This window comes from Bradyrhizobium sp. CCBAU 65884, from assembly GCF_028128835.1.
In the GTDB taxonomy this organism is placed as follows: Bacteria; Pseudomonadota; Alphaproteobacteria; order Rhizobiales; family Xanthobacteraceae; genus Bradyrhizobium; species Bradyrhizobium ottawaense.
The window spans coordinates 113,240-126,583 of sequence record NZ_LBJU01000008.1 but is presented as its reverse complement, the minus strand read 5'-3'; the positions used below and the strand labels follow the sequence as shown (position 1 = coordinate 126,583).

The window sequence follows — 13,344 nt, the reverse complement described above, 5'->3', positions numbered from 1 at the left end:
TGGTGGAGGGTGGCGGTTTTCGGCACTTGGGCCGGCTCTGGGGAGCCGCCCGTCCACCCCTCCCGAATGGGGCCGCTTTGGGCCCTAACTCCTCATCCGTGGAGCCGCCGGCTGTCTATCACAGCCCGGTATACCCCGCCTTCACAGGGTCCACGCTGCCGTCGAGCTGGCGCAGATAAGTCAGGCCGCAGACCGTCAACCTGTGCGGGTCCTTCTCGCCCGCTTCCATCAGGGTGGTGAGGTAGTTCGTGACCTTGGCCCGTGCCTCCTCGCTGGCCGCGGCGGTGCGGTTGGCGAGCAGGTCATAGGTCTGCATGATGCGGTCGATGGCGGCTTCCATGGCACCCTCTGGTTCGTGCGATATTCTTGGTTCGTCGGTATTTTGCGACTGTTGATCAGGCAACCGCGCGGGCCTCGGCCTGCGCCTGGAACCGGGCGATCGCCGTGTTGGCGAGCCGGATCTTGTTGAACTCCCCGTTCTGGAGCAGCTTGATGATGATCCCGAGCAGGCGTTCGTCGGTGACGAGCGTATCGGCAATCGCGCCGGAACGGCGAAGGTAGTTCGCGGCGATGGCGTAGGCCTCGCTCACGAGTTCCACGTTCATCGCCTGCATCCCGCGCTCGACCAGCATCGACTTTTCTCCGATCCGAAGGAGATAAGCGCCAAGCCCGGAACTGGTTCCTGGGGTCGCAAAATTTTCTTCGCAGGTGCAAAATGCAAAACGCACCGGTCCGGGGCAACTCCGGGCCGGCGCGCTGGGGAAGTTGAGGCACGTTCGGGCGGCTTGCCGGTCTTGTTGCGGGCCGGCTTGGCCTTATCCCTTGGAAACTCAGAGCCGATACAGGATCTGGTCGGTCCAGAACCGCTCGAGGCGGTGCAGCGACTTGTTGAGGGTCGAGAATTCCTCGCCCGAAATGCCGCCGACCTGCTCCACCGTCTTGACGTGCTTCTGGTAGAGCGCATCGACGATGCGGCGGACTTCCTGGCCCTGCGGGGTCAGGCGAATGCGCACCGAGCGGCGATCGACGCGCGAGCGCTGATGATCGAGGAAGCCGAGCTCGACGAGCTTCTTCAAATTGTAGGAGACGTTGGAGCCGAGATAGTAGCCACGCGTGCGCAGCTCGCCCGCGGTCAGCTCCTTGTCGCCGATGTTGTAGAGCAGGAGAGCCTGCACCGAGTTGATGTCCGCGCGGCCGCGGCGATCGAATTCGTCCTTGATCACGTCGAGGAGCCGGCGATGCAGCCGCTCCACCAGAGTCAAAGCTTCCAGATAGAGCGACTGCACCGAACCCTGCTGGCCGGAGACGCGCTCTGCGGTATCTGCCGCAGTTGCGACGGCTTTCATCATGACACTTCCCCTGTTGTCGTTTTTATCGACACTTATTCGACGAAACTTGTGTCCCGTCTGATAGGTGCAACTTAAGGGGCTCGTTTGAAGATCGGCTTAAATAAGAGAATAAAGAGATCATGAATTTAAGACAGTGAATTGCGGATTAAGCCTGTGCCACAAGCACTTTTCGCAACGCTCTGTTGACCTTCGCAAGGTCCTGTTCACCCTCCGTCCGCCGCAACTGTCGCATTCCAGAACAGCCCCGCTTCGTTTCGAAACGGGCGCGTAACGGCTGTGGCGGAACCGGCTGGTCAACGAAAACTTACCGCAAATTTTAGGCAACCAACGGTCAACCAAACCGGCACAACTCCGCGCGCTCCGATCTCGTGTCCCGGACAAGCGCAGCGAAGCGGAGCGCAGAGCCGGGACCCAGAAAGCCAAAAGCGGGATCGCGGAGAGATGGGCCCGGCTCTGCAACGCAGCACGCCGCAAGTGCGGCGCGCTGCGTCGCGTCCGGGGCACGAGAGTATCTATGTATCGAAGGTGTCGCCTACGGCGGTCGCTCGCGCGCGGCCATCCAGGCGAGCGCGAGATAGGCGGCGAGCATGAAGGCTTCGACGCCGACGACGACCAGGCTGCCGCCGTAGATTCCCGGGAACATCAGCTCGATCACCGCCATCGACACTACGGTGGTCAGCCACACCACCGCGCCCCACGGCGTCGCCAGCCACAGGCCGACCGCAGCGACGAGCTCGATCACCGCGAAGTAGACGGTCGCGGCCTGCCAGGCCATCGACTGGTTCTCGAACGCCTCGTCCTCGCCGCCGACGAAGCCCGTCACCTGCGCCCAGTGATAGAGACCCTTCAGGATCGAGAGCAGCGCCATCACCCGCAGGAACAGCACGAGGCGGCGCGTCCAGACATTGTCGTCGGATTCCGAGCGCTCCGACGAGATCGCAGCTACCGACATCGCGCTGTCTCTGGCGCTGTCTCTGACGGCGTCCCTGGGGCTGCCGTCACGGGCCGCATCGCGGGTGGAAATCTCGGACATGGCCCCTTCTGGCTGCTTCGGCCCGCAAAATCAATCGGCTGCCATCACGTTGCGGCAGGTCAAGCCGCGGTGACGGGAACCATGCGAGCTGGTATAAGAATAATTCCAGCCGGAGGAAGAGTGATGGCGATCAAATACGGACGTCCGATCGAACTGCGCGAGGTTTCGCGCCGCGAGGGAGCGGCGGTGCCCCATGCCCTCGATCTGACCGTCCGCCCGCGCCGCAACCGCAAGGCCGAATGGGCCCGGCGGATGGTGCGCGAGAACGTCCTCACCACCGACGATCTGATCTGGCCGCTGTTCCTGATCGACGGCGACAACAAGCGCGAGCAGGTCGCCTCGATGCCGGGCGTCGAGCGCCTCAGCGTCGACCAGGCCGTGCGCGAGGCCGAGCGCGCCATGAAGCTCACCATCCCCTGCCTCGCGCTGTTTCCCTACACCGAGCCGTCCTTGCGCGACGAGGAAGGCTCGGAGGCCACCAATCCGAACAATCTGGTCTGCCAGGCGGTGCGCGCGATCAAGAAGGAGTTTCCTGAGATCGGCATCCTCTGCGACGTCGCGCTCGACCCCTTCACCAGCCACGGTCATGACGGCCTGATCTCGGACGGCAGGATCTTGAACGACGAGACGGTCGCCGTGCTGGTGCGTCAGGCGCTGGTGCAGGCCGAAGCCGGCTGCGACATCATCGCGCCCTCCGACATGATGGACGGCCGCGTCGCCGCGATCCGCGAAGGCCTGGACCGCACCGGCCTGCTCGACGTGCAGATCATGGCCTACGCCGCCAAATACGCTTCCGCCTTCTACGGCCCGTTCCGCGACGCCATCGGTTCGGCCAAGACGCTGACCGGCGACAAGCGCACCTATCAGATGGACAGCGCCAACACCGACGAGGCGCTGCGCGAGGTCGAGCTCGACATCACTGAGGGCGCCGACATGGTGATGGTGAAGCCCGGCATGCCCTATCTCGACGTCGTCCGCCGCGTGAAGGACACCTTTGCGATGCCGACCTTCGCCTACCAGGTCTCGGGCGAATACGCGATGATCGCGGCCGCCGCCAACAACGGCTGGCTCGACGGCGAGCGCGCCATGATGGAGAGCCTGCTCGCCTTCAAGCGCGCCGGCGCCGACGGCGTGCTGAGCTATTTTGCGCCGAAGGCGGCGGAGAGGCTGCGGTCGCAGGGGTAAGCTGGCGGGGCACCTTCACTGTCGTCCCTGCGTACGCAGGGACCCATACCGCGTGATCTAACTGTGATCCGCGGTATTCGTACCGGCGAAATCAACTAACGGTCTTCGCCAAACTCCTCCCTGTGGTTATGGATCCCGGATCTGCGCTTCGCTTGTCCGGGAACGACACCGGTGTTGCGGCGCCAACATCGTGCCCTCCCCCGCCCCCGAATCGCCGGAATATTTCGGCTTGTTAATGCGCCTGCGCCCTTGGCAGGGGGAAAGCCTGTTCCCATGTCCTGCCTCGAGGGTTTTTCCCCTCTGTTTCCCCCTTGGGAGGACGGATCATGTCGTACGACTCGGGCAATTTAGGAGCCTGGCGCAATGACGGCGGGGCGCAGCCGCACGCCTACGACCCCTATCTGCACCCGGAGCTGTTCCGTGGCGTTGCGACGCGGCGCGTGTTTGCCTTCCTGATCGACATGGTCGTGATCTCGGTGCCGGTGAGCCTCGGCTACATCTTCATCGCATTGTTTGGCGTGGTCACGCTCGGCATCGGCTGGGCGCTGTTCTGGCTGGCCTGGCCGGCCTCCGTGATCTGGGCGATCGTCTATTACGGCGCCTGTATCGGCGGTCCCTCCTCCGCGACGATCGGGATGCGGGTGATGGATCTGGAGCTGCGCACCTGGTACGGCGCACCCGGCTATTTCGTGCTGGGCGCCACCCATGCCGTGCTGTTCTGGGTGTCGGTCTCGTTCCTGACGCCCTTCGTGGTGCTGCTCGGCCTGTTCAACGGCCGCCGGCGCCTGCTGCAGGATTTCGTGCTGGGAACGGTCGTGATCAACAATTCCGTCCGCGCGCCGGTGCCGCAGGCCGCGAGGACCTGGTGATCAACGGCCTACTAACCGGGATCCTCTAAGCTGACTGCTGACCTGACTTGCCAAGCTGACCAATTGACCGGGAGCTTCCGTAGCGCGATGCTGATACTCACTTCGGAGGCCCACGACGTCCCTTGACCCAGCACTCGCGCGATACCCCCCAATTTTACCTTACGGCGCCGTCCCCCTGCCCGTATCTGCCGGGTCGGCATGAGCGCAAGGTGTTCACGCACCTCGTGGGAGAGCGCGCCGGTGACCTCAACGACCTCCTGACCCATGGCGGCTTCCGCCGCAGCCAGTCGATCGCCTACCGGCCGGCCTGCGACCAGTGTCGCGCCTGCGTCTCGGTCCGGGTCGTCGCCAACGAGTTCCGCCCCTCCCGCAACTTCCGCAAGGTGATGGCGCGCAACTCCGACATCATCGGCGAGCAGCGCAGCGCGGTGCCGACCTCCGAGCAATATTCGGTGTTCCGCGCCTATCTCGACGCCCGCCACCGCCATGGCGGCATGGCCGACATGACCGTGCTCGACTACGCCATGATGGTCGAGGACAGCCATGTCGAGACCCGCATCATCGAATACCGCAAGCGCGGCCCCGACAGCGGCATCACCGGCCGTGGCGAGGAGCTGATCGCGGTCGCGCTGACCGACGTGCTCAGCGACGGCCTGTCGATGGTCTATTCGTTCTTCGAGCCGGGCCAGGTCAGCCGCTCGATGGGCACCTTCATGATCCTCGACCACATCGCCCGCGCCCGCCGGCAGGGGCTGCCTTACGTCTATCTCGGCTACTGGATCGAGGGCTCGAAGAAGATGGACTACAAGGCCCGCTTCCTGCCGCAGCAGCGCCTCGCGCCCTCGGGCTGGCTGCGCGTCGACGCACAGGGCGACGCGGCGTCCGAGCCGCAGGATTGACCCTCACGATTGCCCCGTCCGGCCTCGCGCCGGCTTTCAGCGCGCCAAGGCTACGACGGCCTCCGAGCCGACCGGCTTCGAACTGCCCTCGCGGCCGAGGATGAATTTGAGCGCAGAGATTCCGGGAAGGAAGAAATAGCCTCCCCCCAGCGTCTGCGTAAAGGCGGCCAGGGACACTTCCTCGCCGCTTGCCAATCCCGGCATGGAGAAGCTCCTAGTGGCAGCGGGCTTGCCGACGAGAGGGTCGTCCTGGTCGTTGAGGCAGACGAACCGGGGATTTCGCAACCAGCGCTGGTAGATGAACTCGAACTGCCGCTCGAGATCGGCGTTGCACGCGATGAAGAAGATGCCCTTGCGCGGCTTACCGTTCGCAACCTCCTCGCGATAGGGCCGACCTCGGCGCAGCAGCCGGTGCAGCTTGACCGACTTGATGCTCGATTGCACGTCGATGCCGAGCGTATCCCTCGGATTGACCCGGCGGATATGGGCGCCCTTCGGACAGCCAAAGCCGTTCGCGTCGTCGACACGAAAGCGAAATGCATCGGCTTCCGAATCCGAAATCGGAACGCCGGGACTGCCTTGCCACGACAATGGCTTTCCATCCCTTCGACGGCCCATCATCTTCTCGCAGACAGCCTCGCCGTACACCGCTTCAAATTTCGCGAACGCGTCGACATCCTGCTCGATCTGGCGAACCGCGAGATAGGTCCCGTTCAGCGCGAAGCGGCCGCTCGTATACGTGGCGTCGCCGGGCCATCGCTTGACGTTGGGGCAATAGGTCAGCTCGTCGTATTCGTTGCGATAGCCCAGAATGAATTCCCCCGGGGCGACGACGCGGTCCTCGTAGAGGATGCCGGCATCCCGCCTGATCTTCTTGCGCTCGGCGCCGCGCTCTTCCCTGAGCTCGCTGATCACGGGCTGCGCGAGGCCATCGCGAAACCCGAAGGACTCGTACAATCTTTCTTCCTCGTCGCCCGCCTTTTGCTGGAAGGCGCAGGGATCGTTGTCGACCTTGATGACATCGAACACATCAGGATCAGGATCCAGTTCTGCCGACTTCTCCGGCGCGCTCGCCATCTCGGCAGCGCTCCGTCGCTTTCTCCATTCGGCCACCAGGACATGCACGGGGCCGCCGGCACCGCCTTCAACATCGGACCAGCGCCATTCTCGCGGACTGTCCCTCAACAGCAACGCGCGCAGGTCGCAGCCCATGCCGCTGCTGAACGGGGACGGGAACGGATGCGCAGCAGTCTCGTCGCATCCGAGCTTTGCCAGCCCCAAATAGCTGAAAGCGATCGCGACGGCATCGTCGACGGGGTGGGTCCTCGATTTCCTGACATCGGCGGCACTGACCACCAGCTTCTTGTCGACGAGCCCTGCGAGCCACGCCCGGGCATCGTCCTCGCGGCCCGCCTTGATCGTCAACAGCCAGAAGCGGCTGGTCTTCAACCAGCCATAGCCGCTTCCGAGCATTCCCTGAATGTCCGCGAGCTGTTCGGAGAGATGCGAGGCCTTCATGTTTCGATCGCCCTCATGATGAAGTCGTCGTTCCTGTCGTTGCGCTCGCCGAACAGGGCGTCGCGCAGCCCGGTCGCGAGGTCGATCTCCTCGATCGTCGCGTTGCACGCGTCGAAGCGATACATGTGCGGAAGCATGCTGTCGCGGGCGTAGGACTTGAATTTCAACTCGCACTTCACGCCGCGAAAAAGCACGAAACGCGTCGGCGGAAAATCGCGCGGCACCTTGATGTCCGGCTGCCCGACCGCCGCCGATCCCCGCGGCCTCAGCGTCGTCCATCGCCAGGCCAACGTCGTCCCTATCGTCGCGCCGTTGATGAAATCGTCGAGGTAACCGCCGAAATTGCCGTCATAGTTCGAGCAGAATAGAAAGCGCCGACCGTCCTCGATAATGTGCCAATGGCCAAAATGGATACCCGGTGCATCACCGAGCCGCCCCTCGGTGAAGAACACCCGCCCAAAGAACGTCACGACGCGCAGCGACACGCGGATCCACCAGGCGCTCCAGCCGTTCGGGCTGCGGATATCGGTCAGGCTGACCATGTGCGCGGTCCCACTGGCCAACAGCGCTTCGCACTGGTCGATTGACGGATGAACCTGCTGGGCCCGGGTGACATCGTCTTCGTAGGGATGAAAGAACCACTTGCTCAAGGTCGCAAACCGGCGATTGATCCAGGAGAAAAAGGACCCGATGCAGAGCAGCGCGACGATCGCAAGCACGCCGAAGAGGGCGAGCTCCCATCCCGGAACCCGCGCGGTCAAAGCCTCGATCCCTTCCATGATCGGCTTGGGATAGAAGACGAAGACCACCGCGCACACCAAAATGGCAACGAGCAACGGCACGACCACGATCCAGCCGACAACACGGGTGGAGAATGACGACCACGTCTCGGTCGGTCGTTCGAGTTCGCGGCGGACGCTGTCCACCCAGCGCCGCCACGGCGCGAACAGGGCCGGCAGCGCGACCAGGAGCAGCCATCCCAGGAACAGCAGCCCGACAAAGGCGAGCAGTGCCCTGATGCTCGCCCACACGATCCACATGCTCACACTGCTGATGACGTCCACCACGGACTGCACCGGGGGATAGGATGCGCCGACGAACCAGGTGATGGCGCCGAACAACCCGCGCGGCAGCGCGCCCAGGAGCCAGACGAGGGCCAGCCACAAGCCGAAAACCACGAGCCCATAGCCGACCTTTGCGGAGATGCTCGCACCCTTCCCGCGCCAATAGGAGCGCGGCGCAGGCTGCATCGCCCAGTCGAAGCGCGGGTCCTGGAATGCCCGCTGCGCCAGCGCAAGCGCGAATGATGCACGATCATCGCCGTACATGGCTCTCAACTTGCGTCCCTGATCCCGGGTCCATATCAGGAGATCGTGCTCCTTCCTGATCTGCCGGGCCGTTCTGTCGCGAGGACCGACGAAGCCGCCATCGGCGAGACTGAGCCACCCGATCAGCTTGTCGAACAATTGCCCGTTGCGCGCGCTCACCAGCGGAGGCCCGCCGCCGGGCCAATAGGAGCTGAAGAGCGACCACATCGCGCCGCTGGGATGATGGACCAGCCTGTACAGCATGTCCTTGGGATCGATGCCTTCCTCGACGGCAAGCTCGAGCATCAGCGACGGCGCCTGCTCCTGTGCGTCCGTGCGCGCCGGCAACAGGGCGATGGACGCGAACTGAATGACCGCAACATCCTGAAGAAGTGCATTCAGCGCGGACTGCATGTCTCCGGAGTCCGAAAAATCCACCGCGCCGCGCCAGCCTGGTGCAATGATGCAGATCATCTGCTGCCGGACCATTTTGAGCATGGATTGTCCTTCCAATCCGTCAGACGAAGTTCACGCGCATGCGAGACATCAGCGGGCCGTCATAGGCGATGGCCTTGCCCTCGCCCCGCGTGAGCCGCAGCTCGGGCAGGATCAGCAGACCAATCAGCGCACTCGTCAGGATCTCGACCGCGTAATCCTTGGCGGGACATTGGCGGGTGCCGTATCCGAACATCAGCCAGCGCAAATCCTGGTGCGGCCCCCAATTGCGGGCGGGACAGAACCGACCGCTCTTCTTGACCACCCTGGAATCGAACAGGGCGGCGATCGACCAGATAGCCATCTTGCCGCCGGCGGAGCACGGCGCGTTGTGCCGCGCTCCGGTCTCGAATTCCGTATCGCGCGGCACGTCGCGCGCGAGCAGCGGAAAGATCGGCCGAAAGCGCATGAGCTCGAGCATGTGCTCGCGCACCAGATCGCGGAACTTGGCGTCTTGCCAAACGCCGGCCGGCCCGAGCCGCTGGGCTTCGGCCCGCAAGGCCCGGTGAACCCTGGAGCGCCCGAGCAACTCCTGCACGGCCAGTGCCCCCGACTGCACCGTGACCGGATGCGAAATCCAGGCAAGACCGGCGGCATTCCGCGTGATGGTGCTGGCGGTGCTCTGGACACCCCAAGCCTGTTCGATGTCGCGGCTCACGGCGGCGATACGTGCCCGCAACGCATCCGAGCAGAGTTCCGCCCGTCGCTGAACCCTCAGCGTCGCAGTGCTTCCGGCAAGCAGCTGGCCTGCGACATACCTGATTTCCAGGAGATATTGCCGTTGCAGCCCGGGATCGTTGACGTTGCCATGCGCGCCCGCCACCACCTTGCCCGTTGCCGCCCCGAACAGCGGATCCATCGCTCGAAACACGATCCACATCAGGTAATCGTCAATGAGGTCGAACGATTTGTTCGTCCCGAGCTGCCCAAGCTGCTGGACGCGTCGCTGAACCTCCTGATCGGCCGCAGCCGGCAGGCTCGCAGCCAGCAAAGCCAACCGGTCATCGAGCAGACGCCTGTCGTCGTGGTAGGTAGGACCCGGATCCATGCCAATCAGGTAATCGCCGGCGGCCAGATTGGCCGCATGAGCCGAGTTCGAGAAACTCTGCGGCCTGGTCAGCACACCCTTGACCGCACTGGCGCGGGCCGCCATGCCGAACCAGCCGCCCGCGAACGGCCAGAGCCGAAACAGGGCACCGACGGTTCGCAATGCCCTCGGACGGCGATTGGCCCAACAGAAGATCCCATAGGAGAGGCTGCGGAGCCCCGGCGGCATTGCATCAGGAGTGCCAGCTGAGATTTTCATGCTGCGTACCCGTCCTTCCGCCGATCTGCGAGCGCCGCAGCGGCCCGTTTCCGGTAGTGAGGCATGCCCAGACGCTCCGCCGCCTCGGCGGTTCGCTTGAAATGCGCTTCGGCCCCGGCCTGATCGCCGGCCTGCCGCAGCGTTTCGGCGAGCTCGTACAGGGCTTCGGTCTGGTGTCCGTATTCCTCGGCGGCCTGCTCGACCGCCTTGCGTCCGACAGCGATCGCATCGTCCAGTCGTCCGAGCTTGCGATAGGCGACACCCAGGCTCACGCGCATGAACGTCCTGCCATAGGGGCCGGCCGCCTCGTAGATGCGATCGGCGAACCCCTTCTCCAGCATGGGCACCGCTTCGGCAGCCTTGCCATTGCGTGCCAGCGCGCTGCCGAGAACGCCGGTGCACACGGACAGCATCGTCGGCACGTTGTGCGTCATGCATTGCTGCACACCCGTGCGCATCAGGGACTCGGCACGGTCGAGCTCCTCGCGTTCGACCCAGATCTGCGATTGGACCGTGTCGATCAACAGACGGGAATATGGGTGATCGATGTTCGACAGAATCTCATAGCTCTTGGCGCAGAAATCGTCCGCGGCGCCGCCATCCCCGAGGCGCCACAGCGTGCTGGCATGAAATGCGTACAGGTTGATGATCGGAATCGCAGCCCAGCCGGACTGGACATAATGCGCCGACAATTCCGGTTCGTAGTCCGACAGCAGGATGTGACCTTCGGCCGCCGCGTCCGCGTACCGCCCGAGCGCATGCAGATGCATGAGGCGGGTCTGATGCGCCGCCATCATCATGTGACGACGCTGTGCGAGGCGAGCCGCTTCCAGTCCCTGCGAAGCGTAGCCGAGACCTTGCTCGAAACGCCCGCGCATCCACAGAAACACCGCCGTCTCGGTCGAAACCGCCGCCCTTGCACGCTGATCGTTCAGTTGCACGGCGATGGCTTCAGCCCGCTCCATGTTGTCGAAGATCTCGTCGATCTGCCCGAGAGCCAGCATTGCGCCAATGGCCTCCAGCCGAAGCGCGAGCTCCAGGGTCTGGGCGGTCGTCGCGCCCTCGACGCGCCGTGCCGCCTGGATGCCCTTTTCCAGCAGCTGGACGGCCTCCTGATTGGCCGAGCGCGAGATGGCACGAGCCATCGACTTGACGGCGAATCTTGCCGCCTGCTCCCATTCCTCGCCCCCGAAGGCATGATGCGCCAGTGCCGGCGCGGCATCGACATCGGCGGCCCCGGGCTGGGCGTGCAGCGCCAGGAAGGCCTGGCGATGAAGTGCCTTGAGCCTGGCGCGCGTGAGCACCCCGAGCACGACGTCACGGACCAGCGCATGGCGGAACGCGAAGGCGTGCGATCCGTGCGAGCCCCTCGCCTGATCCGGACTCGTCAGCAATCCGGACGCGACACAAAGGCCTAGCAGTTCTTCGGCGCGCTCGAGGTCCACGGCCTGCATCGCGGCAACCAAATCGTGCGTGATGGGATCGCCCAGGATGGCCGCAGCCTCGAGCGCCGATTTTGCGGCTTCGGGCAGCCTGTCGACCCGCGCCCCGATCACCGCCGCAATGGAGCCCGGCACGCGCAGCTCTCCGAAAGGCCTCTGCAAACGGTAGGCGCCCGGGGTCCCTTCCAACGACCCGTCATCGATCAGCGTGAAGACCAGTTGCTCCAGGAAGAAGGGATTGCCGTCGGCACGCGCGACCAGTTCGGTCATGACGCCGAGCACGGACGGATCATCGCCGAGACAGGCGCGCGCGAGCTGGAGCATTTCTCCGTCGCCCAGCGGCTCGATCACGCGCTCGGAAAACCAGGAGGCTCGACGCCACTGATGGTCGAAATCCGGGCGATAGGTGACGCAAATCAGGACCGGCAGCGCCTGAAGTTTGGGAAGCAGGCCCTCGAACAGCCGCCGGCTCTCGCGGTCGGCCAGGAAGACGTCCTCGAGCACGAGCAGGAACGCGCCGGACCGCACGCGTCTGCGCACGAGCCAGAGCAGCGCCTCGCCGATCCGGCGCCGTCGTTGCGCCGGGTTCAGCGCCAGCCAGGCCTCATCCGGCGCCGCAAGTCCCAAGAGATCATTGACCGCCGCCAGATGCTCGGCGCCGTCATCGGGCCATTTCGCGATCAAAGTCTGCTTGGCGGAATGCCGAATGTCCGCCGCGCTGGTTTGCGGAAGCCCGACCAAACTTGCGGTCAGATCGGTGGCGGTGCTGTAGGCCCGCGTGCTCGCATATCCTCTCGCCTGGGAAAAGCAGACTTCCACCCCCTCCCGCGCGAGGCTGTCCATCCAGTCGACGATCAGGCGCGACTTGCCGATCCCGGCATCGCCGCACAACCCGACGGTTCGCATTCCGGACCTTTGAACGGTCTCCAGGGCCCCTTCCAGGATCCTCAACGTGTCTTCGCGTCCGATCAGAGGCGCCCAGCGCTGTTTCCGCGTCAACGGCGCTGCCGCCGAACTTTCGGTCTCGACCACGACTTCATGCACTTCGATCGGATCATCCAGTCCGCGCACGATCCGCACGCCGGCCGTACGCGTGTCGATCTGCTGCGCGACCAGCCGCTGCGTCGCGGCGCTGATCAGGATGCCTCCGGGCGGCGCCATCTTCTCAAGCCGCGAGGCGAGATGGATTGTCTTTCCGTCCGCGCCGTAATGGGACCACCGGTATTGTCCGACGATACCGACCAGCACCTCGCCCGAATTGATACCGATGCGCAGCGTCGGGCTGACAACGCCTCCGACGTCATGGGCTGGAATGGATGCTCTCTGCATCTTGAGAGCGGCAAGGCACGCCCGCAGGGCGTGGTCTTCCTGCGCCACGGGCGCGCCGAACAAGGCGACGAGGCCATCGCCGAGCAACTGGCTCACCGTGCCGCCATAGGTCTCGACCGCCTCAGCCAGCCGGTCCAGTGCCCTGCCGAGATAGGCGCGGGCTTCCTCGGGGTCGACATGCTGCAAAAGGGAGGTCGAGTTGCAGACGTCGACGAACAGCACGCTGACCTGCTTGTTTTCAGTCAGCATCTGCGAGCGAACGGGAAGATGATGGTGCAGCTGGACGACGTGCGCATCGCGCTCGGGGGCGCCCGGCTCCTCCGCGTTACGATTGAGACTCGCGCCACATTGAGAGCAGAAGCGATGCTCGCGGGAAATACGGGCTGAACAAGCGGGACACCTGGTCACGGCAGCACACACTCATCAATGACTTGAACGAAATTACCAACGCGTTCTGGCTTGAACATCGCCCCTTCGGGGCGTGAACCCGCTCAGCAGAAAAACAAGCTGTCGATCAATCCAAACGATCAAACCAAAAATTTCGTGCGCCAACCATATTCGCGCACAACCGATAGATGAGCCCGGAGATTTGCAGTGGCCGCTCTTGGTCCG

General features: G+C 64.3%; 11 protein-coding genes. 3 read left to right on the top strand and 8 right to left on the bottom strand.

Features of this window, described 5'->3' with window-relative positions:
* Window positions 1-118: 118 nt before the first annotated feature.
* From XI03_RS01345 to XI03_RS01330, 4 genes are all read right to left on the bottom strand, one after another.
* Entirely contained in the window at window positions 119-340 is a 222-nt protein-coding gene (locus XI03_RS01345; RefSeq protein ID WP_028144414.1) for a hypothetical protein, read from the bottom strand.
* A gap of 55 nt (window positions 341-395) precedes the next feature.
* Window positions 396-632 carry a hypothetical protein gene (locus XI03_RS01340; RefSeq protein ID WP_038972481.1) on the bottom strand — a complete coding sequence of 79 codons (237 nt, stop codon included), beginning with the start codon at window positions 630-632 and terminating at the stop codon, window positions 396-398.
* A 198-nt stretch (window positions 633-830) separates the two neighbouring features.
* Entirely contained in the window at window positions 831-1,349 is a 519-nt protein-coding gene (ldtR, locus tag XI03_RS01335; protein WP_018320040.1) for a transcriptional regulator LdtR, read from the bottom strand.
* A gap of 532 nt (window positions 1,350-1,881) precedes the next feature.
* Window positions 1,882-2,382, bottom strand: a complete 501-nt coding sequence (locus XI03_RS01330; protein WP_271591068.1) for a DUF6163 family protein — start codon at window positions 2,380-2,382, stop codon at window positions 1,882-1,884.
* Between the two features lie 123 nt (window positions 2,383-2,505).
* Between XI03_RS01330 and hemB the strand changes: the two genes are divergently transcribed.
* The 3 genes from hemB to XI03_RS01315 all read left to right on the top strand — a co-directional run bounded on the left by hemB (window position 2,506) and on the right by XI03_RS01315 (window position 5,335).
* On the top strand, window positions 2,506-3,567 hold the full coding sequence (hemB, locus tag XI03_RS01325; protein ID WP_028144416.1) for a porphobilinogen synthase: 1,062 nt from the start codon (window positions 2,506-2,508) through the stop codon (window positions 3,565-3,567).
* Window positions 3,568-3,893: 326 nt separating this feature from the next.
* Entirely contained in the window at window positions 3,894-4,436 is a 543-nt protein-coding gene (locus XI03_RS01320; protein WP_271591067.1) for an RDD family protein, read from the top strand.
* A gap of 122 nt (window positions 4,437-4,558) precedes the next feature.
* Window positions 4,559-5,335, top strand: a complete 777-nt coding sequence (locus XI03_RS01315; protein WP_028144274.1) for an arginyltransferase — start codon at window positions 4,559-4,561, stop codon at window positions 5,333-5,335.
* Between the two features lie 36 nt (window positions 5,336-5,371).
* Here the strand turns inward: XI03_RS01315 and XI03_RS01310 are convergent, their stop codons facing one another.
* The 4 genes from XI03_RS01310 to XI03_RS01295 form a co-directional block, all read right to left on the bottom strand.
* Window positions 5,372-6,853, bottom strand: a complete 1,482-nt coding sequence (locus XI03_RS01310) for a Dyp-type peroxidase (RefSeq protein ID WP_271591066.1) — start codon at window positions 6,851-6,853, stop codon at window positions 5,372-5,374.
* A complete protein-coding gene (locus tag XI03_RS01305; RefSeq protein WP_271591065.1) occupies window positions 6,850-8,658 on the bottom strand; it encodes a hypothetical protein in 1,809 nt (602 codons plus the stop codon). Before XI03_RS01305 ends, XI03_RS01310 begins: the two co-directional genes overlap by 4 nt.
* Window positions 8,659-8,677: 19 nt before the next feature.
* Complete coding sequence (locus tag XI03_RS01300; protein ID WP_240536456.1) at window positions 8,678-9,808, bottom strand: cytochrome P450; 1,131 nt, start codon at window positions 9,806-9,808, stop codon at window positions 8,678-8,680.
* A gap of 149 nt (window positions 9,809-9,957) precedes the next feature.
* Window positions 9,958-12,981 carry an adenylate/guanylate cyclase domain-containing protein gene (locus XI03_RS01295; protein ID WP_246554606.1) on the bottom strand — a complete coding sequence of 1,008 codons (3,024 nt, stop codon included), beginning with the start codon at window positions 12,979-12,981 and terminating at the stop codon, window positions 9,958-9,960.
* Between the last annotated feature and the right edge of the window lie 363 nt (window positions 12,982-13,344).